The sequence below is a fragment of the Kineococcus mangrovi genome, from assembly GCF_041320705.1.
Lineage (GTDB): Bacteria > Actinomycetota > Actinomycetes > Actinomycetales > Kineococcaceae > Kineococcus > Kineococcus mangrovi.
In genome coordinates, this window is record NZ_JBGGTQ010000006.1 from 230,057 (window position 1) to 251,744 (window position 21,688).

At 75.6% G+C, this 21,688-nt stretch carries 20 protein-coding genes, 1 tRNA gene and 1 pseudogene; 13 read left to right on the forward strand and 9 right to left on the reverse strand.

Annotated features, from left to right (window positions below):
* Window positions 1-38 precede the first annotated feature (38 nt).
* From AB2L28_RS14460 to AB2L28_RS14480, 5 genes and pseudogenes are all read left to right on the forward strand, one after another.
* Complete coding sequence (locus AB2L28_RS14460) at window positions 39-614, forward strand: biotin transporter BioY (protein WP_370719681.1); 576 nt, start codon at window positions 39-41, stop codon at window positions 612-614.
* 1 nt (window position 615) lies between these two features.
* Window positions 616-1,746: an AMP-binding protein gene (locus AB2L28_RS14465; RefSeq protein ID WP_370719682.1), complete on the forward strand. Its 1,131-nt coding sequence runs from the start codon at window positions 616-618 to the stop codon at window positions 1,744-1,746.
* A complete protein-coding gene (locus AB2L28_RS14470) occupies window positions 1,743-2,852 on the forward strand; it encodes a thiolase family protein (protein WP_370719683.1) in 1,110 nt (369 codons plus the stop codon). Before AB2L28_RS14465 ends, AB2L28_RS14470 begins: the two co-directional genes overlap by 4 nt.
* A 66-nt stretch (window positions 2,853-2,918) precedes the next feature.
* Window positions 2,919-3,455 (forward strand): annotated as a pseudogene (locus AB2L28_RS14475) (phosphotransferase family protein); the annotation flags it as partial.
* Window positions 3,456-3,587: 132 nt separating this feature from the next.
* Complete coding sequence (locus AB2L28_RS14480) at window positions 3,588-3,734, forward strand: hypothetical protein (protein WP_370439468.1); 147 nt, start codon at window positions 3,588-3,590, stop codon at window positions 3,732-3,734.
* 6 nt (window positions 3,735-3,740) lie between these two features.
* Here AB2L28_RS14480 and AB2L28_RS14485 read toward each other — a convergent pair whose 3' ends face one another.
* The 8 genes from AB2L28_RS14485 to AB2L28_RS14520 form a co-directional block, all read right to left on the reverse strand.
* Entirely contained in the window at window positions 3,741-4,394 is a 654-nt protein-coding gene (locus AB2L28_RS14485; RefSeq protein ID WP_370719777.1) for a class I SAM-dependent methyltransferase, read from the reverse strand.
* Complete coding sequence (locus tag AB2L28_RS14490; RefSeq protein ID WP_370719684.1) at window positions 4,391-5,218, reverse strand: metallophosphoesterase; 828 nt, start codon at window positions 5,216-5,218, stop codon at window positions 4,391-4,393. Before AB2L28_RS14490 ends, AB2L28_RS14485 begins: the two co-directional genes overlap by 4 nt.
* Complete coding sequence (gene pknB, locus AB2L28_RS14495) at window positions 5,215-7,143, reverse strand: Stk1 family PASTA domain-containing Ser/Thr kinase (RefSeq protein WP_442490337.1); 1,929 nt, start codon at window positions 7,141-7,143, stop codon at window positions 5,215-5,217. Before pknB ends, AB2L28_RS14490 begins: the two co-directional genes overlap by 4 nt.
* 150 nt (window positions 7,144-7,293) lie before the next feature.
* Window positions 7,294-8,757, reverse strand: coding sequence for a peptidoglycan D,D-transpeptidase FtsI family protein (locus AB2L28_RS14500; RefSeq protein WP_370719686.1), 1,464 nt, complete (start codon window positions 8,755-8,757; stop codon window positions 7,294-7,296).
* A complete protein-coding gene (locus AB2L28_RS14505; RefSeq protein WP_370719687.1) occupies window positions 8,754-10,127 on the reverse strand; it encodes an FtsW/RodA/SpoVE family cell cycle protein in 1,374 nt (457 codons plus the stop codon). The genes AB2L28_RS14500 and AB2L28_RS14505 overlap by 4 nt, the downstream gene beginning before the upstream one ends.
* The gene (locus AB2L28_RS14510) at window positions 10,127-11,515 is read right to left on the reverse strand and encodes a PP2C family protein-serine/threonine phosphatase (protein ID WP_370719688.1); all 1,389 of its coding nucleotides are present in this window, start codon (window positions 11,513-11,515) and stop codon (window positions 10,127-10,129) included. The genes AB2L28_RS14505 and AB2L28_RS14510 overlap by 1 nt, the downstream gene beginning before the upstream one ends.
* Before the next feature lie 4 nt (window positions 11,516-11,519).
* On the reverse strand, window positions 11,520-12,005 hold the full coding sequence (locus AB2L28_RS14515; RefSeq protein ID WP_370719689.1) for an FHA domain-containing protein FhaB/FipA: 486 nt from the start codon (window positions 12,003-12,005) through the stop codon (window positions 11,520-11,522).
* Window positions 12,006-12,027: 22 nt separating this feature from the next.
* Window positions 12,028-12,732: an FHA domain-containing protein gene (locus AB2L28_RS14520; RefSeq protein WP_370719690.1), complete on the reverse strand. Its 705-nt coding sequence runs from the start codon at window positions 12,730-12,732 to the stop codon at window positions 12,028-12,030.
* A gap of 144 nt (window positions 12,733-12,876) precedes the next feature.
* Between AB2L28_RS14520 and AB2L28_RS14525 the strand changes: the two genes are divergently transcribed.
* Window positions 12,877-12,960: transfer RNA gene (locus AB2L28_RS14525), tRNA-Leu, on the forward strand.
* Window positions 12,961-13,126: 166 nt separating this feature from the next.
* Complete coding sequence (locus tag AB2L28_RS14530; protein ID WP_370719691.1) at window positions 13,127-14,122, forward strand: aldo/keto reductase; 996 nt, start codon at window positions 13,127-13,129, stop codon at window positions 14,120-14,122.
* Between the two features lie 3 nt (window positions 14,123-14,125).
* On the opposite strand, the gene AB2L28_RS14535 is transcribed toward AB2L28_RS14530, so the two are convergent.
* Window positions 14,126-14,857: a 4'-phosphopantetheinyl transferase family protein gene (locus AB2L28_RS14535; protein ID WP_370719692.1), complete on the reverse strand. Its 732-nt coding sequence runs from the start codon at window positions 14,855-14,857 to the stop codon at window positions 14,126-14,128.
* 23 nt (window positions 14,858-14,880) lie between these two features.
* Between AB2L28_RS14535 and AB2L28_RS14540 the strand changes: the two genes are divergently transcribed.
* The 6 genes from AB2L28_RS14540 (at window position 14,881) to AB2L28_RS14565 (ending at window position 21,687) form a co-directional block, all read left to right on the forward strand.
* The gene (locus tag AB2L28_RS14540) at window positions 14,881-15,645 is read left to right on the forward strand and encodes an SDR family NAD(P)-dependent oxidoreductase (RefSeq protein ID WP_370719693.1); all 765 of its coding nucleotides are present in this window, start codon (window positions 14,881-14,883) and stop codon (window positions 15,643-15,645) included.
* Between the two features lie 31 nt (window positions 15,646-15,676).
* On the forward strand, window positions 15,677-16,321 hold the full coding sequence (locus tag AB2L28_RS14545; RefSeq protein WP_370719694.1) for an isochorismatase family protein: 645 nt from the start codon (window positions 15,677-15,679) through the stop codon (window positions 16,319-16,321).
* A 149-nt stretch (window positions 16,322-16,470) separates the two neighbouring features.
* On the forward strand, window positions 16,471-17,634 hold the full coding sequence (locus tag AB2L28_RS14550; protein WP_370719695.1) for an isochorismate synthase: 1,164 nt from the start codon (window positions 16,471-16,473) through the stop codon (window positions 17,632-17,634).
* Window positions 17,631-20,588, forward strand: a complete 2,958-nt coding sequence (locus tag AB2L28_RS14555; RefSeq protein WP_370719696.1) for a SidA/IucD/PvdA family monooxygenase — start codon at window positions 17,631-17,633, stop codon at window positions 20,586-20,588. The genes AB2L28_RS14550 and AB2L28_RS14555 overlap by 4 nt, the downstream gene beginning before the upstream one ends.
* The gene (locus tag AB2L28_RS14560; protein ID WP_370719697.1) at window positions 20,585-21,439 is read left to right on the forward strand and encodes an ABC transporter ATP-binding protein; all 855 of its coding nucleotides are present in this window, start codon (window positions 20,585-20,587) and stop codon (window positions 21,437-21,439) included. The genes AB2L28_RS14555 and AB2L28_RS14560 overlap by 4 nt, the downstream gene beginning before the upstream one ends.
* A complete protein-coding gene (locus AB2L28_RS14565; protein ID WP_370719698.1) occupies window positions 21,424-21,687 on the forward strand; it encodes a phosphopantetheine-binding protein in 264 nt (87 codons plus the stop codon). Before AB2L28_RS14560 ends, AB2L28_RS14565 begins: the two co-directional genes overlap by 16 nt.
* Window position 21,688: the final 1 nt, after the last annotated feature.

Genomic DNA, 21,688 nt, shown 5'->3' on the forward strand with positions numbered 1-21,688 from the left:
GCGCCACCGGAGGCGCCGGGCTGGTTACCCTGCCGCCTGTGCGTCCGGTGCAGCGTTCGACCTCCCGCGACGTCGCGCTCGTCGCGACCTTCGCCGCCGTCATCGTCGTCCTGGGCGCGCCCGGGCAGCTGCCGCTGTTCGGCAACGCGGTGCCCATCACCCTGCAGACCCTCGGGGTCATGCTCGCCGGTGCCCTGCTCGGCGCCCGCCGGGGCGCGTTCGCGGTCCTCGTCGTGCTCGTCCTGTGCGCCGCCGGGCTGCCCGTGCTGGCCGGTGGGCGCGGGGGTCTCAGCGTCTTCGCCGGGCCGAGCGTCGGGTACCTGCTCGGGTGGCCGCTGGGTGCCGCCCTCACGGGCTGGCTGGCACGGCGGCGCCCCAGCGACCGACCGCAGTGGTTCTTCACGGCCGCCGTCGCGGGGGGCATCGGAGTCGTCTACCTGATCGGTGTCCCCGTCCAGGTCTGGATCACGCACCTCCCGGCGTGGACCAGCGTCATGTTCCTGCCCGGTGACCTCCTCAAGGCCGCCCTCACGGCCGTCGTCGCGAGCGGTGTGCACCGCGCCCGGCCCGAGCTGCTGCCGCGGCGCCGTCGCCGCGCGACCACCTCCGTGTGAGGTGACCGACCCCGACGACCTCGTCGTCCTGGCCGCCGGCGAAGGCGACCTGGCGCCCGCGCTGGTCGCGGCGACCGCCGAACCCGGCCACCCGCCCGTCCTCGTGCTCGACCCCGCCGGCGGTGACGACCTGCTCCGCGCCGCCCGCCGTGCCGTCACCGCGGGCGACGTCCGGGCCGGTGACCTCGTGCTCAGCACCTCGGGCAGCACCTCCCGCCCCCGGGCCGTCGTCCGGACGTCGGCGTCGTGGGAGGCCTCCGCCCGTCCCCTGGCCGACCTCCTCGACCTCGGGCCCGCCGACGTCGTCGGCACCGCCGGCCCGGCCGCGTCCACCCTCACGCTGCACGCGGGGTGGCACGCGCTGCGCGTCGGGGCCCGCACCGCCGGGGCGGGAGGCCGGACCCCGCCCCCGGGCAGCACCGTCCTGCACGTCGTCCCGGCCGTGCTGGCCGCCGTCCTCGACGGTGAGGACCACCCGCACGTGCGCGCCGCCGTCGTCGGGGGCGCCGGGCTCGACCCCCGCCTCCGACGGCGGGCCCTCGACCGCGGGTGGCGGGTCGTGGAGTACTACGGCGCCGCGGAACTGTCCTTCGTCGGGATCGCCTGCCACGCGCCGGGCCCGGCGGACCCACCCGACGGTTTCACCCCCTTCCCCGGGGCCGCCGTCCGCGTCCGCGACGGGCTGCTGGAGGTCACCTCGCCGTACGTCGCGCGGTGCCGCCTCGACGCGACCGGCGACGCCACCCCCGTGACGCCCACCCCGTGGGCCGGTGTCGGCGACGTCGGGACGGCGTTGCCGGACGGCCGGTTCGCCGTCCTCGGCCGCCCCGGCGCCGTCCTCAGCGGTGGCAGCACGGTCCTCGTCGCGGAGGTCGAGCACCGCCTGCGGCCGCACCTCCCGCCGGGTGCCGAGGTCGTGGTGTGCGGGACGCCGCACGACCGGTTCGGCGAGGTCGTCACGGCCGTCGTCGTCGGGCCGGCCGAGGTTCCCGCGCCGTTGCGCGCCGCGGCCCGGTCGCTCCCGCCGGCCGCCCGGCCCCGCCGCTGGCTCGCGGTGGCCGACGTCCCGCGCACGGGCAAGGGGGAACCCGACCGGGCTGCCGTCGCCCGGTTCGCCGGGGCGGGACGGTGACCGCCGTCGTCGTCGCCGCGCGGCGCACCCCGTTCGCCACGGCCGGCACGACCTTCGCCGGACTGCGCGACCACGACCTCGCCGCTGCGGTCCTCGCGGCGCTCGCCGACGACGTCACCCGGTGCGCCGCGCGGGGCACGACGGTGGCCGAGGTCGTCGCGGGGGTCGCGACGGCCGACGGCAATCCCGCCCGCCGGGCCGCGCTGGCCGCCGGTCTGGGCGTCCACGTCCCCGGCACCACCGTCGACGCCCAGTGCGCCAGCGGGCTGGCCGCCGTCCGGCTCGCCGCGGCGCTCGCGGCCACCGGCACCGGACCCGTCCTCGCCGTGGGGGCCGAGAGCACCACGGCCCGCCACCGCGACGGTGTCGTCCCGCGCGCCGCGTTCGCCCCCGACGGCTGGGCCGACCCCGGCATGGGTCCCGCCGCCGACGCCCTCGCCGCCGAGCTGGGCATCGGGCGCGCCGACCAGGAGGCGTTCGCCGTCCGCTCGCACGCGCGCGCCCTCGCGGCCCGCCGTCGCACGGCGGAACGGTTCGTGCCGCTCGCCGGTCTCGACCGGGACGCCCGGCCCCGCGTCCTGCGCCCCGGGGTCCTCGCCCGGTTCCCGCCCGCCTTCGGTGCCGACGGCACGGTCACGGCGGCCACCGCGAGCGCCCACGCCGACGGTGCGGCCGGGCTCGCCCTCGTCGACGCGGCCACCGCGGACCGTTGGGGCGCAGGCGGTCTCACCGTCCTCGCTACCGCCGCCGCCGGCGCGGACCCCGCCCTGCCCGGTGCCGCCGCCGCGCCCGCCGCCCGCGCGGCGTTGCGTTCGGCCCGCCTCGGCGTCGCCGACGTGGACCGCCTCGAGGTGGGGGAGGCGTTCGCCGCGCAGGTCCTCGCCTGCTCCCGCGCCCTGGGCCTGGAGGACGAGGACCCGCGCCTGAACCCCGACGGCGGGGCGCTCGCGCTCGGGCACCCGTGGGGGGCGACGGGGGCGGCGCTGCTCGTCGCCCTCGCCGGGGGACTGGCCCCCGGCCAGGTCGGGGTGGCGGTCAGCGCGGCGGGTGGCGGGCTGGGGGTGGCCGTCGTCGTCCGCGCGCGTCCCGCCGGCCCGGGTGCGTGACGTCCCGACACCTCCACCGGGGTCCGGGGGTGCCGGGACGTCACGCAGCGCGCGGGGAAACCTCTCGCCGTTCCCGGTGCCCCGCTGGGGCGCCTCGGTCACCCCTCGGACTCCTCCTCGGCCGCCGCGCGGGAGCGGCTCGACCGGGAGTGCGCGTGGCTGGCCGCGCACGACGTGCTGCCCGCGGACCTGCTGCGGCGCAACCGGGACCTCGCCCGCGCGGTGCTCCGGTCGTGGGTCCCGGTCTTCACCCACGGCGACCTGCAGACCGGCCACGTCGTCCTGCGCGACGAGGAGGTGACGGGCGTCCTGGACTGGTCGGAGGCGGCCCCCGGTGACGCGGCCTTCGACCTCGCCGTCCTCACCCTCGGGTTCGAGGAGCACCTGCCGGCGGTGCTGGACGGCTACGGCCCCGGCGTCGACGTGGACGCGGTGCGCGGTTGGTGGTCCTGGCGCAGCCTGACCGCGATCCCGTGGCTGGTCCAGCACGGGTTCGACCCGTTCGCCCCGGGCTGCGAGGTCGACGTCCTGCGGGCACGCCGGTCGACCGCGGCCGGGACGGGACCCCCGACGCCGGTGCGCCGGGTCACCGGCACCACCTGAGCGGTGCCGGTGGTCAGCCCGTTCGGGTGATTCCCCGTCCCCGAGGGGGACGACGCCGATCTCGGCGAGCGCACCGGGCGGTGCGGAGTACCGTCGCGCACGAGCGTTTCCGGAGTTCAGGGAGGAACTGTCATGGTCGTCCTCGGCATCGTCCTGCTGATCGTGGGGCTGCTGGTCTCGTCGCTGAGCGTCCTGGTGTGGGTGGGGGCAGTGCTCATCGTCGTGGGCCTGGTCCTGAACCTGGTCCCCATCGGGGGGAGCAGGCGACGGGTCTTCTGACGCCGCTCAGGCACCGACGGCGTCCGCCGTCCACACCAGTGAGTACCGCCAGAACAGGTGCCGCCGGATCCGCGCCCCCGGCACCACCCGCTGCGCCACCTCCCGAACCTGCGCGAGCGTGGCCGTCGCGGGGGCGGTGGGCGCCGTCATGGCGACGGGCCGGGCTGTCGAACCCCGGCGCCGGGTCTTCACGGCACCGACGAGGAGGTTCGCGGGGACCGCAGTGAGGCTGAGGGAGCGGTCGAGAAGACCCCGCTCGCGGTGCAGACCGAGCACGACGAGGGTTCCGCCGGGTGCGAGGAGGTCGCGCAACCGCGTCAGCCCGGCTCCCAGCGGCACGTGGTGCAGGACGGCGAGGGCGGTCACGACGTCGTACCCGCCGGGGAGGTCCGCGGTCAGCAGGTCGCCGCACCGGAGATCGACCCCGTCGAGTCGTTCCCCCGCCGTGGGGACGACGGCGGGATCGGCGTCGATCCCGGTGACGCGGCGGGCCCGGCGGGTCAGGCGGCGCGCGAAGTCGCCCGTCCCGCAGCCGACGTCGAGAGCCGTCCCGACCCGCTGAGGCAACTGCCGCTCGATCCAGGAGTGGTACCAGGCGTTGTGGTCCCAGGGGTGCGCCGCGTTGAACGCGTCGCACCGGGCGAGGACCCGGCCCGTCAGCGCGGGACCCCCGCCTCGGCCGCGATCCGCTGCACGGTCTCCTCGTCGAGGACGAACAGCTCCTCGCCGTCGCCGGGGGAGGGGATCGACAGCACGCTGGAGAAGATCGCCCCGGTGTCGTCGACCTCGACGAGCAGCGCGCCGTGCCCGCGCAGGGCCCGTTCCCGCCCGTGCGCGACGAAGGGGTCGCTGCGGTTCGCCACCCCGGGGGCGACGAGCGCCGTCAGACCGGACGGGTAGGTCTGCGCCGCGTGGTGGTGGTAGTGCCCGGACAGCACCACCCGCACGTCCGTGCCCGCCACGGCGGCGAGCAGGTCGTCGGGGTCCTGCAGCCGCAGCGCCTCGTGCAGCACCGTCGGCGCGCGGACGGGGGAGTGGTGCAGCACCACGGCCGACCCGCGGGGTGCGGGTGTCGCGAGCTCGGTGCGCAGCCAGGTCAGCTGCCCCCGGTCGAGGACCCCGTACCCCCGCCCCGGGACGGAGGAGTCCAGCACGACGAGGCGGAACCCGTCGACGTCGTGGACGGACCGGGTCGGCCCGAGGACGTCGGTGAACTGCTCGCGCGAGTCGTGGTTGCCCATCGCGAACACCGCGACGGCACCGTGCGAGCGGGCGAACCCGCCCACGAGGTCGCGGGCCGTCGCGTACGAGGCGACGGTCCCGTCGTCCGAGACGTCACCCGACACCACGACCGCGTCCAGGGGCCCGGTGCCGTGCAACGACTCCAGCACGTGCCCGAGCGCGGCGGTCGTGTCGACCACGCCGTTGTGCAGCGCCCCCGCGGCCACGAGGTGCGTGTCGGACAGGTGCAGGATCCGCGTCACCGCCCGTCACCGCTCCCGTCCTTCGAGCCCCCCTTCGAGCCCCGGCCGGGGTCGTCCGGGTCCTTGCCGGTCCCCGGGCCCGCGGCCTCGACCGCGGTGCCCTTGCCCGACGCGCGTGTGGACGGGGAACCGACGGCGGACCCCACCACCGAGCCCGCCACGGCGCCCGTGCCGAGCGCGGAGCCCGTCGGCGACCCCGTGGGGCTGGCCGACGGGGACTCCGACGGCGAGGAGGTGGGCGTGCTGGTGGCCGTCGGCTGGGCCGCGATGACGAGGTCGATCGAGGACCCCGCGTCGACCCTGGTGTTCGCCGGCAGGCTCTGCTCCACCACGGAGCCGGGTTCGTCCTCGGGGGACTGCTCCTCGCGGGTGTTCGTGCTGAACCCGAGCCCGTTGAGCGTCGTCAGCGCGTCGGCCTGCGACCGCCCGACGACGTTCGGAACCGTCACCTGGCCGCTGGCGATGTCCAGGGAGATCGAGGTCCCCCGCGGCTGGGACGAGCCGATCGCCGGGTCGGTCGAGACGACCTCACCCTGGTCGACGGAGGCGTCGTCGACGGGGTTCACGTTCGCGACCTCGAACCCCGCCTGCTGCAGCTGCCGGCGGGCGTCCTCCTGCGACTGCCCCCGCACGTTCGGCACCTGCACCGCCTCCGGCCCGGAGGAGACGACGACGTTGACCGTGCCGCCGACCTGCACCTCGGTCCCGGCCTCGGGGTCGGTGCTGACGACGTTCCCCGCCTCGACGTCGTCGTCCGCGGCCTGGGTGAAGTTCGCCGTCAGCCCGGCACCCTCGATCTCCTGCTGCGCCTCGTCCTGGGAGGAGTTCACGACGGCCGGCACCTGGACGGTCGCCGGGGTCGAGGCCGTCGTCTCGGTCGGCGCCCCGGTGCCGCCCCCGGTGTTCGACAGCGCCCACACGGCGACCCCGATGCCGAGCAGCAGCGCGACGATGACGAGGACCCACGGCCAGCGCCGCGGCCGGCCCTGCTCGACTGGACCGTCGTCGGGAACGCGCGGCAGCGTCCCCGTCGCCGGCCCGGCGGGCACCGGCGGGGTGACGGTGGTGGGCGCGGCCGCGGCGAACTGCTGGGTGGCCTGCGCCGTGGGTGGCAGGCTCGCCCCGCGCAGGGGGCGGCCCTCGACGGCCCGGCGCAGGTCGTCGGCGAAGTCGCCGGCGCTCTGGTACCGGTGCTCGCGGTCCTTCGACAGCGCCATGAGCACGACGCTGTCCACCGCCGGGGGGATGTCCGGCACGAGCGCCGACGGCGGACGCGGCTGCTCGGAGACGTGCTGGTAGGCCACGGCCACGGGGGCGTCGCCGGTGAACGGCGGGCGGCCGGTGAGGATCTCGTACAGCAGGCAGCCGGTGGAGTACAGGTCGCTGCGGGCGTCGACCTGCTCCCCGCGGGCCTGTTCCGGCGACAGGTACTGCGCGGTGCCCATGACGGCCGAGGTCTGGGTCAGCGTCGCGGAGGAGTCGCTCACGGCGCGGGCGATGCCGAAGTCCATGACCTTGACCTCGCCCGCGGGCGTGATCATCACGTTGGCGGGTTTGATGTCGCGGTGGACGATGCCCATCCGGTGGGAGTACTCCAGCGCGGCCAGGACACCCTCGGTGTAGGCGAGGGCGTCCGTGATCGCCAGGGGGTGGTCGGTGCGCAGCATGTCGCGCAGCGTCCGGCCCTCGACGTACTCCATGACGATCCAGGGCAGCTCGACCCGGCCGCCGCCGTGCTCGGTGAGGTGCTCGGCGCCGGTGTCGTAGACGGCGACGATCGAGGGGTGGTTCAGCCCGGCCGCGGCCTGGGCCTCCCGGCGGAACCGGGCCTGGAAGGAGGGGTCGCGCGCGAGGTCCGAACGCAGCAGCTTCACCGCGACGGTCCGCCCGAGGCGGGTGTCGTGCGCCACGTGCACCTCGGCCATGCCGCCGCGACCGAGCAGGTTCCCGACCTCGTAGCGGCCGCCGAGCACGCGCGGCGCCGGCACCCCGTGGCCAGTCGTCGTGTCCGTCACTGCTCTCCCCGTCCCCTGCGTCCTGTCGTCCTGCGGTCGGCCCGCTCGTCCGTCCGGCGATCAGCCATCCAGCGCCGCCTCCATCACCGTCTTGGCCACCGGGGCCGACAGCCGACCGCCGTAGGCGCTCTCGGTCGACCCGCCGTCCTCGATGACCACGGCCACCGCGACCTTCTTGTCGCCCCTCTCGGCGAAGGAGGTGAACCACGCGTAGGGCGGCAGCCCGACCCCGTGCTGAGCCGTGCCGGTCTTGCCGCCCACGGTCGCGCCGTCGATCTGCGCCCGCGTCCCGGTGCCGCTGCTGACGACGAGCTCCATCATCTGCTGCAGCGTCCTGGCGGTCCCGGTGCTGACGGCCCGGCCCAGCTCCTGCGGCGACGGCTGCTCGATGACGCTGCCGGACCCGCCCGCCTCGGAGACCCTCGCGACGAGGTTCGGCTTCATGACGACCCCGTCGTTGGCGACGGCCGCCGAGATCATCGCCACCTGCAGCGGCGTCGCGACGTCGCTGCCCTGGCCGATCGCGGAGTAGGCCAGCAGCGGGCCGGCGACCGCGTCCCCGGTCGGGTAGCGGCTCGTCGCCACCGACGTCGGGATGGACAGCGACTGCCCGAACCCGAACTTCGCCGCCTGCTCCTGCAGCGCGTCGGCGCCCAGGGTCAGGCCCAGGTCGCCGAAGGCGGTGTTGCACGAGATCCGCAGCGCGTCGGCGAGGGACACCTGGTCGTTCGGCCCGCAGGCGGTGCCCTCGTCGTTCTTCAGCGTGTTGCTCGTCTGCGGCAGGTCCAGCTCCTGCGGGCCCTTCAGCGCCGTGTCGGCGGTGTAGTCACCGCTCTCCAGCGCCGCGGCGGCCGTGACGATCTTGAAGGTCGATCCCGGCGGGTAGAGCGCGGACGTCGCCCGGTTGACGAGCGGGTCGTCCTCGTCGCCGGTGAGCCGGTCCCACGCCTGCTCCTGCACCGCCCCGTCGTGGCTGGCGAGGGTGTTCGGGTCGTAGCTGGGGCTGGAGACCATCGCGAGCACGTCCCCCGTCTCGGGGTCCAGCGCGACGACGGCGCCCTTGCGCCCGTCGAGGGCGTCCCACGCGGCCTGCTGCACCCTGGGCTGCAGGGTCAGCGTCACGTCGGCGCCCTGGGGCTTCTCCCCCGTCAGCAGGCTGGACAGGTTCCGGTAGAACAGCTCGTCGGCGGACCCGGACAGCACGTCGTTCTCGGCCCGCTCGATGCCCGCCGTGCCGTACCGCAGGGAGTAGTACCCCGTGACGGGCGCGTACAGCGGACCCGCCGGGTAGGTGCGCTGGAACTCGTACGGGTCCTGGACGCCCTCGCTCGTCGCGACCGCCGCCCCGCCCTGCACGAGGATCGCCCCGCGCTCGCGGCCGAACTCGGCGTACAGCTGCCGGGAGTTGCCCGGCATCGCGTTGAGCCGGCCGGCGGAGATGAACTGGATCCACGTCGTGGAGGCGAAGAGCGCGAAGAAGAGGAAGGCGACGACGAGGGAGAGCCGGCGCAGCGGTCGGTTCACGCGATCCTCACCGCCTGGGTCACGCCGGTCTCGCCGTCGGGCCCGTTGCGGACCTCCGCGGCCGGGCGGCGGGCCAGGTCCGAGACCCGCAGCAGCAGCGCCACGACGATCCAGTTCGACACCAGCGAGGACCCGCCCGCGGCCAGGAACGGCATCGTCAGACCCGTCAGCGGGATGACCCGGGTGACGCCGCCGACGACGACGAACACCTGCAGCGTGACGGAGAACGCCAGACCGGCGGCCAGCAGCTTGCCGAACCCGTCGCGCACGCCGATGGCGGTCCGCAGCCCGCGCTCGACGAGCACGACGTACAGCACGAGGACGGCGAACAGGCCGACCAGGCCGAGCTCCTCCCCGAGGGAGGAGTAGATGAAGTCGGAGTTCGCGTACGGCACGGTCTGCGGCCGGCCCTCGCCCAGCCCCGTCCCCGTCAGCCCGCCGTTGGCCATCCCGAACAGCCCCTGGACGAGCTGGTAGCTGGACCCCGTGCGGTTCTCGGCGGTGAACGGGTGCAACCAGATGTCGACGCGGGCCTGGACGTGGCCCATCGTCGTCGCGGCGAACACGGCCGCCGCGGAGAACATCAGCAGCCCCAGCACGATCCACGAGACGCGCTCGGTGGAGACGTAGAGCACGGCGACGAACAGGCCGAAGAACAGCAGCGACGTCCCGAGGTCGCGCTGCAGGACGAGGATCCCGATGCTCGCCACCCACGCCAGCAGGATCGGCCCGAGGTCGCGGGCGCGCGGCAGCTGCAGGAACAGCACCTTCCTGCCGGTCAGGGACAGCGCGTCGCGGTGCACGACGAGGTACCCGGCGAAGAACACCGCCAGGCAGATCTTCGCCAGCTCCCCGGGCTGGAACGACAACGGCCCGACCCCGATCCAGATGCGCGCCCCGTTGACGGTGCGGCCCAGCCCCGGCACCAGGGGCAGCAGCAGCAGGACCAGGCCGGCGACCGCGGCCGTCCACGTGTACCGGCGCAGGACGCGGTGGTCGCGCACGAGCACCAGCACGGCGCCGGCCATGACGATCCCCAGCGCCGACCAGGTGAACTGCCGGGACGCCGCCGAGGAGTCCAGCGCGAGGTCGAGGCGGTGGATCATCACCAGCCCGATGCCGTTGAGCAGGGTCGCGACCGGCAGCAGCAGCGGGTCTGCGTGCCGGGCCCGCCAGCGCAGCAGCAGGTGCAGGACGACGGCCAGCCCGCCGAGACCGCCCGCGTAGGCGAACAGGTTCGGCGGCAGCGACCCGTCGACCGTCAGGCCCGTGACGGCCCAGGCGCCGCCGGCGATGACGACGGCCAGCACCACGAGCGCGAGCTCGACGTTGCGCCGGGTGGTGGGGTAGACGGGCAGCACGGTGGCCATCAGCCGACACCTCCGCAGTCCTCGGGGGTCAGGGTCTGGGACGGGGAACTGGTGGGGGTGCTCGTGGGCGAGCCGGGCGACGCAACGCTCGGGACGGAGAAGTCCGGGGCCCCGGTTGCGCTCGGGGAGGGCGAGGGGACCGGGGTGTTCGCCGCGACCGCCGCGCGGCAGGCCGCCGCGTTGTCCTCCAGGTTCGCGACGAGCTCGCGCGCGTCGGCGAGGCTGTTCGTGCTGACCCGTTCCTGGACGCGGCCCGACCACGTCGTCGACAGGTCCGCCACGGCGATGTCGGTCGTCTGCAGCACGTGCGACGTCCGCAGCGGCCCGATGTCCTGCGTCAGACCCTGGTAGATCGCGACCGTCCCGCCGTCGTCCCCGACGAAGTACTGCTGCTGGCTCCACCGCCACGACCCCAGGGCCCCGGCCACGAGCAGCAGCACGAGCAGCAGGGGACCGGCGACCCACCGCACGCGCCGGCGGCGGCGCTCGCGGTCGGTCAGGGCGGGGCGATCGTCGTCCTCCGCGTCGTCGCCGGACTCGTCCTGCGCGGCGCGCAGGGCGGCGGCCCGGGCGGCCGGGGTCCCGGCGGCGGAGGAGCGGCGGGGGCGGTGGAACGCGGCCGCGCCGACGACCTGCGGGGTCGTCGACGGCGGGGCGCCCCCGTCGAGCGCGACGACGTCGGCGACGACGCAGGAGATGTTGTCCGGCCCGCCGCCGCGCAGCGCGAGCTCGACGAGGCGCTGGCAGGTGGTGTCGGGGTCGGTGCCCGCGGCGAGGGTCTCGGTGAGCGTGTCGTGGCTGACGACGCCGGACAGCCCGTCGCTGCACAGCAGGTAGCGGTCGCCGGGGCGGGCCTCGCGGACGGAGACGTCCGCCTCGTCGTCCGCCCGGCCCGTGAGCACCCGCATGATCACCGAGCGCTGCGGGTGCCGCTCGGCCTCCTCGGGGCTGATCCGGCCCTCGTCGATGAGGGTCTGCACGTAGCTGTGGTCCTTCGTGAGCTGGACGAGCTGCCCGTCGCGCAGCAGGTAGCCGCGCGAGTCGCCGATGTGGGCGAGCACGAGCCGCGAACCGGCCCGCAGGATCGCCGTGACCGTGGTGCCCATCCCGGCGAGGTCGGGTTCGGTCTCGATGCGCCGGCGCAGCTGCTCGTTGGCGGCCTCGATGGCGTCGTGCAGGTGCTGGGCGGCGTCGTCGCTGCCATGCGACTCCCCGTCGAGGGAGGACATCTCGCCCACGGCGAGGGAGCTGGCGACGTCGCCGCCGGCGTGGCCGCCCATGCCGTCGGCGATGACGAGCAGGTGCGGCCCGGCGTACCCGGAGTCCTGGTTGGTGGTGCGCCCCAGTCCGACGTCCGAGCGCGCGGCGTAGTTCAGCGCGATGGGCACGGGGCTACCTCCGGAGCTCGAGCACGGTCTTGCCGATGCGCAACGGCGTCCCGGGCTCGAAGGGGGCGGGGGCGGTCAGGCGGTCGCGGCCGAGGAACGAGCCGTTCGTGGACTGCAGGTCCTCGACCGACCAGCCGTCGCCGGCGGGGTTGGGCGTGATCCGGACGTGCTTGGTGGAGGCGTACTCGTCGTCCAGGACGAGCGTGCAGTCGCTGCCGCGGCCGATGAGCACGGCGCTCTGGCCGAGGGCGAGCGTCGTCCCGCGCAGCGAGCCCTCGGTGACGACGAGCGTCGCGCGCCGCGGACGGGCCGCCTCGGGGGAGGCCTCGACCGGGTCGCGGCGCGGCCGGGCCGCGGCCCGGTCGGTGCGGCGGGTCGTCACGCGCGTGCCGAGCAGGTCGGCGCGCAGGACGCCGACGATCGTCAGGACGAACAGCCAGAGCACGACGAGCAGCCCCAACCGCAGGACGGTGAGGGTCAGTTCGCTCACGGGCGCGTCCCCGGCCGGCCCGTCACGTCCAGCCCTCGTCCCGCCGGGCGGCGTGGAACACGATCTTGCTGCGTCCCACGGTGATCACGGCGCCGTCCCACAGGTCGAGGGAGGAGACGCGCTCGCCGTCGACGAACGTGCCGTTGGTGGAGCTCAGGTCGGAGACCCGCGCACCGCCGGGGGCGACGCGGATCTCGGCGTGGCGCCGGGAGACACCGGGGTCGTCGAGGACGACGTCGGCGTCCGAGCCGCGGCCGAGGACGGTCACGGCCTCGGCCAGCACGTACCCGCGGCCGTCGACCTCCAGCCGGGGCCGGCCGGCCTGGTTCGTGCGCGGCGTGGCCGGGGCGACACGGCCCTTGACGGTGGAGGACAGGACGCGGAAGACACCGGTCTCGAGGTCGTCGGCCTCGTGGAAGCCGACCCGCACCGGGCCGACGAAGCTGTACCGCTGCTTCTCGGCGTGCTGGGTGACGGCCGCGACGAGCTCGTCGGCGAGGGTGTCCTGCCAGGAGGCGATCTTCTCGTGGTCGGCGCTGCCGAGCTCGACGATGAAGCTGTTCGGCACGAGGGTACGGCCCCGCGACAGGACGGCCGCGCGGTCGTCCAGCTCGCGCCGCAGCGCGCTGGCCACCTCCACCGGCTGCACCTCGCTGCGGAAGGCCCGCGCGAACACACCGTTGACGGCACGTTCGACCCCGCGCTCGAAGCGGTCGAGCACTCCCACGGCGGCCTCCCTCCCTGATCGCGTCCAGTCCCCCGGGCCAGGCAATCGTAGCCGGGCACCCCCCGCCCGCCCGTGGAGCGGCGGTGAGCGGACGTGGAGGTGGCGTGACGGCCCTCCCCGGGCTGGTACGGTTGGTCTCAGCACGCGCGAGTGGCGGAATAGGCAGACGCGCACGGTTCAGGTCCGTGTGCCCGAAAGGGCGTGGGGGTTCAACTCCCCCCTCGCGCACGTGAGACGAAGGCCCCGGTCGACCGACCGGGGCCTTCGTCGTTCCCGGGTCGGGTCCGGGCCACGTCCCGGGGTGGTCTGCCGTCGCACCCTCCGCCCGTGACTGTCGCGGACGGCCCGGCGGCGGTTGACTGCCCGACGACCGCGGAGAACCGGAGGAGACACCATGAGGACGCGAACCCTGGGCACCGTCGACGGCGGGCTGACCGTCTCGGCCCTCGGACTGGGCTGCATGGGGATGAGCCAGAGCTACGGCCCGAACCCCGGGGACCGGCAGGAGATGGTCGGTGTCCTGCGGGGCGCCGTCGAGCGCGGCGTGACGTTCTTCGACACCGCCGAGGTGTACGGGCCGTACGACAACGAGGAACTCGTCGGGGAGGCCCTGGAACCCCTGCGCGACCGCGTCGTCATCGCGACGAAGTTCGGCTGGGACATCCGGGACGGGAAGTCCGTCGGCACCGACAGCCGGCCCGAGCAGATCCGCCGCGTCGCCGACGCCTCCCTCACCCGGTTGCGGACCGACCGGATCGACCTGTTCTACCAGCACCGCGTCGACCCGGACGTCCCGATCGAGGAGGTCGCCGGGGCCGTCGGGGAACTCGTCGCCGCCGGCAAGGTGGCCCACTTCGGGATGTCCGAGGCGGGGGCCGGGACCGTCCGGCGCGCGCACGCCGTCCACCCCGTCACGGCGCTGCAGAGCGAGTACTCGTTGTGGACCCGGGAGATCGAGACCGAGGTGCTGCCCGTCCTCGACGAGCTCGGCATCTCCCTCGCCCCGTTCAGCCCGCTCGGCAAGGGTTTCCTCGCCGGGGCCGTCGACACCTCGACCGAGTTCACGGAGGGGGACATCCGCACTCGCATCCCGCGCTTCACGCAGGAGAACCGCGCGGCGAACCAGGCCCTCGTCGACCTCGTCCGCCGGGTCGCGGGCAACGCCGGCGCGACGCCGGCGCAGGTGGCGCTGGCGTGGTTGCTCGCGCAGCGGCCCGACGTCGTCCCGATCCCCGGGACCCGTCGGACGTCGCGGCTGACCGAGAACCTCGGGGCGCTCGACCTGGACCTGGCGGCGGACGACCTCGCGGAACTGTCCGCGGCGGCCGAGCGGCTCGGGGTCGCGGGTGAGCGCTACAACGCGGCGATGCTGGCGATGACGGGGCTCTGACCCTCAGCCGCCGGTGCCCTCGACCGGACGGGCGAGGGCACCGGCGACGTCCCGGTGGGCGGCCACGGCGCCGACGTAGCCGGGTGGCAGCCCGGCCAGTCCCACGACGACGAGGTCCGGGGGCAGCTCGGTCGCGAGAGGTCCCCGGCCGCGGGGTGCTCCGTCGGTGGGGACCTCGACGGCGGTGGGGCCGGCGGCCAGGCCGAGACCGGTCCACTTCAGGACCGCCTCCTTCCGCGTCCAGCACCGGGCCCGCCACCGCGGCCGTCCGGTGGGCGGCACGAGGTCCAGGACCTCCCGTTCCCGGGGGCCGAGGGCGACGTCGTCGAAACCGGGGAAGTCGGCGTGCGCGACGAGGTCCACGTCGACCCCCACCGGCCCGGCCGTCGAGGCCGCCACGACGACGACGTCCCCGGCGTGCGACGCGGACAGCGCGACGCCGGCGGCCGGACCCCGCCGCACGACGGGGCGGCCGTGGTCGCCGTCGGCCCCGCACGTCCGGCAGGCCCGGGTGACGACGACCTCCGCGGCGTCGATCCCGGCCAGGCGCGCGGCCGCCACCCGCAGCAGGTGCGCCGCCACGAGCGAGCGGTCGCGGTCGTCGCTGCGCCGCAGGCGGTCCGCGCGCCGTCGTTCGTCGGCGGTGGGCCGGACGGTGCGGGCGTGCGCCGGCAGCGGGCCGTGGACCAGCAGTGAGACGCCCGTCTCGGCGCCGGGGACTTGACGGTGGAACACGAGGTGAGGCTAACCTTCCCCGCGTGAGCACAGAACGCGTCGCCGTCGTCACCGGTGCGGCCGGCGGCATCGGCTCCGCGGTCGCCGAGGTGCTCGCCCCGCGGCACTCGGCGTTGCTGCTGCTCGACCGGGACGGCGACGCCCTGGAGGCCGCCGCGGACCGGCTCGTCGGCACGGGCGTGCGCGTCCGGACGGCCGTCTGCGACGTCGCCGACCGCGACGGGGTCGACCGCGAGGTCGACCTCGCCGAACGGGAGCTCGGGCCCGTCGAGGAACTGGCCCACGTCGCCGGTGTGCTGCGTGCCGGGGCCGCCACGGGTGACGGGGACCAGGACTGGGACCTGTCGATGGCCGTGAACGCCGGCGGGACCCGCAACGTCTGCCGCGCCGTCGCCCGGCACATGGCCCGGCGCCGCCGCGGCGCCATCGTGGCGGTCAGTTCGAACGCCGCCAGGCTGCCCCGCTCCGGCATGGCCGCCTACGCGGCCTCCAAGGCCGCGGCCACCCGCTACGTCCTGTGCCTGGGTCTCGAACTGGCGCGCGACGGCGTGCGCTGCAACGTCGTCTCCCCGGGTTCGACCGACACCGCCATGCAGCGGGACCTGCCCGGTGGGCCCGGTTCCGTCGTGCGCGGCGACCTCGACGCGTTCCGCCTGGGCATCCCGCTCGGCCGGTTGGCCGAACCCCGCGACGTGGCCGAGACGGTGGGTTTCCTGCTGTCCGACGCGGCGCGCCACATCACCCTCACCGACGTCCTCGTGGACGGCGGCGCGTCCCTGCGCTACTGACCCGCCGTCCCGCCCCTCCCGGGAGAAACCCTTGAGCGTCACCGACCTGCCCGCCGTCACCGACTACCCGCTGCCCGTGGCCGCCGACCTCCCGCCCGCGCGGGTTCCCTGGGAGCTGCGCGCTGATCGCGCCGTGCTGCTGCTGCACGACCTGCAGGACCACTTCCTCGACGTCTACGGTCCGGGTTCGGTCCTGCGGGAAACCCTGTTGCGCAACGTCTCGCGCATCCGGGACGTCGCCTCGGCGGCGGGTGTCCCCGTCGTCTACACGGCCCAGCCGGCGCAGCAGGACCCTGCGGAACGGGCCCTGCTCACGGACTTCTGGGGCGACGGCATCGGTCGGCGTCCGCACCGGGCGGGGATCTCGGAGCAGGTGGCGCCGCGCGGTGGTGACACCGTCCTGACCAAGTGGCGGTACTCCGCGTTCCAGCGGTCGACGCTCGCCGAGGACCTCCGGCGCGCCGGGCGGGACCAGCTCGTCGTCACCGGGGTGTACGCGGGGATCGGCTGCCAGGTCAGCGCCTGCGAGGCGTTCATGCGGGACGTCCAGCCGTTCGTCGTCGGCGACGCCGTCGCGGACTTCGACGAGTCGCGGCACCGGTCGGCGCTGACGTGGATCGCGAGCACGTGCGGCGTCGTCCGCAGCACCGACGACGTGGTCGCCGCGCTGTCCTGAACCTCCCGCCGGACACCTTGACGGCGCACCGGTGGATGAGGATAGGCTCACCAAACCAGCGGGGTGACGCGGCGTCGCCCCGCACCCACGACGAAACCCCCTGACCAGGAGGAACCCGTGCGTCCCCAGGCACCCGGCGCAGGTCCCGCGTGAGCACCGGGCTGGCCACCGCCGGCGGCGGGACCACGTCCTCGCTCGAACCGGTCCCGCGCTGGGAGAACGCGTCCTTCGCCGTGGCCGCGCACTCCGAACTCGTGGTGGCCGAGGGCGGGACGCCCCTCGACGTCCCGCCCGGGTACGGCCCCCACCTCACTCGGGCCGTGCGCGAGGCGTTCCGCGCCAACGGTTCCAGGGAGGACGACGGTTCCGTCGTCTGCGGGGTGGTGCCGTTCGACCCGGCCGGCACCGCCGAACTCCGCTGGGTGCCCGACGTCGTCCGCACGCCGTGGGAACCCCGTGCGGCCACCGCCGGCCCCTGCCCCCGCGAGATCCCCGACGACCCCGGCTACCGCGCTGCCGTCGCGCAGGCCCTGCGCCGCATCGGCGCCGGCGAGCTCGACAAGGTCGTCCTGGCGCGCACCCTCGACACCCCGCTCCCGGGGGGGTTCTCCGTCGACGGGTACCTGGACCGCCTCGCGGCGGCGAACCCCCACGGGTGGACGTTCGCCGTCCGGACCACGGAGGGTCTGCTCACGGGGGCGTCCCCGGAACTCGTCGCCGCCGTCGACGCCACCGGCCTCACCAGCCACCCCCTGGCCGGTTCCCGTCCGCGGCGGGCGGGGCAGACGCAGCCGCCCGCCGATCTGCTCGCCTCCGCCAAGGACCGCCGCGAGCACGCCCTCGTCGTGGACCACATCGCCGCCCGGCTGGCGCCGCTCGTCATCGACCTGGACGTCCCCGCCGCACCCGTCCCCACCGCGACGGACAGCATGTGGCACCTCGGCACGCGCATCACGGGAACCCCGCGTCCGGGCGTGGGGTCCCTCGACGCGGCCCTGCGGATCCACCCCACCCCCGCCGTCAGCGGAGTCCCCGTCGAGGCCGCCCTGGACCTCGTGCGCACCCTCGAACCCGAACCCCGCGGGAACTACGCCGGTCTCGTCGGCTGGACCGACGCCGCGGGGAACGGCGAGTGGGCCCTCGTGCTGCGCTGCGCGCTCCTGCGGCCGGGGTCGGCCCGGTTGTCCGCCGGCGCCGGCGTCGTGGCGGGGTCCACCCCCGAGGCCGAGCACGCCGAGACCGCCGCGAAGTTCGCCACCGCCCTCGCCGCCCTCACCGGCGACGACCTCCCCGGAGAGGCGCACCAGCCGTGACCGCGTTGCAGGACAGCCCCGGCGTCGTGCCCTACCCGGCCGAGGCCGTCGCGTCCTACCTGACGGCCGGGGTCTGGGGCACCGACCGCATCGAGGACCTCGTGGCCGCGGCCGCGCGGACGACGCCCGACGTGACCGCCGTCGTCGACGCCTCGGGCCGGACGAGCTACGCCGACCTCCTCGACCGCGTCGGGCGGACCGCCGCCGACCTCGCGGCCGACGGCGTCCGGGACGGGACGACCGTCGTCCTCCAGCTCCCGGGGTCGGCCGACCTCGTCGCCGTCCTGCTCGCCCTGTTCCGCCTCGGCGCGCGCCCCGTGCTCGCCCTGCCCGCGCACCGGGCGCAGGAGGTCGTGCACGCCGCCCGCGCCGGCCGGGCCACCCACTGGATCGTCGGCGACCTCGACGGTCCCGCGTCCGACCTCCCCGACCTCACCGCCCGCGTCCACGCCGGGCTGGGGTCCACGGAGCTGAAGGTGCTGCACCGGCCCGCCGGGACGGTTCCCCGGTCCGGCCGGCCCCACCCGGTCCGGCCGGAGGCCGACGCCGGGGAACTGGCGTTCTTCCAGCTGTCCGGCGGCACCACCGGTCCCTCGAAGCTCGTCCCGCGGGCCCACCGCGAGTACGCGTACTCCTTCCTGCGCAGCAACGAGCTGTGCGCGGTGGACGCCGCGACCGTCCTGCTCGTCCCGTTGCCCGCGACGCACAACTTCCCCCTGAGCTCCCCCGGGTGGTTCGGGGTCCTCGCCGCCGGCGGCACCGTCGTCTTCCCGGCGGGCGCCGATGCGGCCACGGTCCTGACCGCGGTCGCCGAGCACCGCGTCACCCACGTCGTCGCCGTGCCTCCGCTCGTGCAGCTCTGGCTCGACAGCCCCGACCTGACCGCGGCCGACACCTCCTCGCTGCGCCGCGTGCTCGTCGGCGGGGCCCGCCTGTCGCCGGCGGTGGCCCGCCGGGTCCACGAGGAGCTCGGCCCGCTGCAACAGGTGTACGGGATGGCCGAGGGCCTGGTCTGCTACACCTCCCCGGACGACCCGCTGGACCTGCTGATCACGAGCCAGGGCCGGCCGATGTCCCCGCTCGACGAGGTCCGCGTCGTCGACGCGACCGGGGCCGACGTCCCGACCGGGCAGACCGGTGAACTGCTCGTCCGCGGGCCCTACACGATCCGCGGCTACTACGCGCCCGAGGCGGCCGACCCCGCGACGGCGGCGGTCAACCTCGACGCGTTCAGCGCCGACGGGTCCTACCGCACGGGGGACCTGGTGCGCCGCAGCGCCGACGGGTCGCTGCGCGTCGTCGGCCGGGTCAAGGAGCAGGTCAACCGCGGCGGGGAGAAGATCTCCCCGGCCGAGGTCGAGGACCTGCTGCTCACCCACGACGGGGTCCACGACGTCTGCGTCGTCGGCGAACCCGACGACCACCTCGGGGAACGCTCGGTCGCCTACGTCGTCCCGCGCCCCGGACGGCGCGACGGGCTGGACCGCCGCACCCTGCGCCGGCACCTGGTCGACGCCTCGCTGGCCGCCTACAAGGTCCCCGACGTGTTCCGCATCGTCGAGGACCTGCCCGCGACGGCCGTCGGGAAGGTCTCGCGCCGCTGCACGCGGGACCGGGCGGCCCGGCGGCCGGAGGTGCTGGACGTCGTCGGCGTCGGGTTCGGCCCGGCGAACCTCGCCCTGGCCGCCGCCCTGGCCGAACAGGCCGAGGAGGACCGGCGGGCCGGCCGGGAACCCCTGCGCGCCCGGTTCTTCGAGGCCGCGCCGGAACTGCGCTGGCACGAGGGGATGCTCCTGCCGGACGCGTCGATGCAGATCGCCTTCGCCAAGGACCTCGCCACCTTCCGGGACCCGCGGTCGGAGTTCACGTTCCTGCAGTTCCTCGCCGAGCGCGACGGGCTCGCCGACTTCTTCAACCGCGGGTCGATGACGCCGCTGCGGGTCGAGTTCGCCACCTACCTGCGCTGGGCGGCGGCCAAGCTCGACGACGTCGTGCGCTACGGCAGCCGGGTCGAACTCGTCCGTCCCGTCCTGGACGGCGGGGTGCTGCAGCACTTCGAGGTCACCGTCGCCAGCACCGGCGGCGTCACCCGGGTCCTGGCCCGTGACGTCGTCCTCGCCGCGGGTCTGCAACCGGAGCTGCCCGCGGGCGTCGTCCCCTCGGACCGGTTGTGGCACACGGCCGAGCACCTGCACCGGGTCGGTGACGTGGACCCGGCGACCGTGCGCTCGGTCGCCGTCGTCGGCGGTGGGCAGAGCGCGGCGGAGGTGCTGGCCGACCTGCACGCGCGGTTCCCCCGCGCGCGGCTGCACTCGGTGCAGAGCCGGTTCGGGATGTCGCCGTCGGACTCCAGCCCCTTCGCCAACCGCATCTTCGACCCGGCCAGCGTCGGCGAACTGTTCGACGCCCCCGCGGCCGAACGCGACCGCCTGGACGACCTGCACCGCGGGACGAACAACGCCGTCGTCAACCCCGAGACGCTGCAACGCCTCTACGACCTCGACTACGCCGACCGCTGGGCGGGCCCGGCGCGGTTCGTGTGGCACCGCGCGGCCCGGCTGGTGGACGTCCGGGACGCGGGTGACCACCTCGACCTCGGGGTCCACGAGGGACTCACCGGGCGCACCGAACGGGTCCGGGTCGACCTCGCCGTCTGCGGGACGGGGTACCGGCCGCTGGACCCGGCCGTGCTGCTGGGGCAGGACGCCGACCTGCTCGTCCGCGACGAGCGGTCCCGGCCCGTGGCCGCCCGCGACTACAGCGCCCGGTGGACCGTCCCGGCCCGGGGCCGGGTGTTCCTCGTCGGCTCCACGGGGCACCAGCACGGCATCTCCGCCACGCTCCTGTCGAACGTCGCCGTGCGCGCCGGGGAGATCGCGGCGGCCCTGCGCTCGGGCCCGGGCGAGGCCCCGCAGACCGTCGACCCCGTCCTCGTCGCGGAACCCGGCCCGTGAGGCCGGTCGCACCGCTGCTGCACGCCGAGGGGGTCACCGTCGGCCGCCCCGGTCGCCCGGAGGTGCTCCGCGCGGTCGACGTCACCGTCCCGGAGGGCGCCTTCACCGCCGTCGTCGGCCCGAACGGCTGCGGCAAGTCGACGTTCCTGCTGACCCTGGCCCGCATCCTGCGACCCACCGCGGGGCGCGTCCTCGTGCAGGGCCGCGACCTCGCGACGTTCCGCCCGCGCGAGCTGGCCCGCACGCTGGCGCTGCTGCCGCAACAGCCCACGGCCCCGGACGGGATCCTCGTGCGCGACCTCGTGCTGCGCGGCCGGCAACCGCACCGCGGGGCGCTGACCCCCGTGCGTGCCGCGGACCGCGCCGCCGTCGAGGACGCGCTGCGCACCACCCGGACCCTGGACCTGGCGGACAGCCCGCTGGCCCGGTTGTCCGGCGGCCAGCGCCAGCGGGTCTGGATCGCGATGGCGCTGGCGCAGCGGACGCCCGCGGTGCTGCTGGACGAACCCACGAGCTTCCTCGACGTGGCCCACCAGGTCGAGGTCCTGGACACCTGCTCCGCGCTCGTGCGCGGCGGGCGCACCGTCGTCGCCGTCCTGCACGACCTCAGCCTCGCCGCCCGGTACGCCGACCACGTCGTCGTCCTGCGCGAGGGGGCCGTCGTCGCGGCGGGGACCGCGGACGACGTCGTCACCGAACGGCTCGTCGCCGAGGTGTTCGACCTGCCGGCCCGCGTCCTGGCCGACCCCGAGACGGGTCGCCCCCTCGTCGTCCCGCGCGACCGCCGTCCCCCGGCCGGCGCGCCGCAGCCCGTCCCGACCGTGGAGGACCACCCGTGCCCGCACCCCTGACCCCCCTGACCCCCTTGACCGTCGAGGCGGTCCTGTCCGACCTGGCGAGCGCTGCCGGCCTCCCGCGCGAGGAGGTCGCGCGCGAGGACCCGCTGGACGACCTCGGCGTCGACTCGATCCGGCTCATGGCGCTCGTCGACCGCTGGCGCCGCGCGGGGGCCGACGTCTCGTTCCCGCGCATCGCCGCCGCCCGCACCGTCGAGGACGTGCTCATCGTCCTCGTCCCCACCCCCTCCCGGAAGGCCTGAC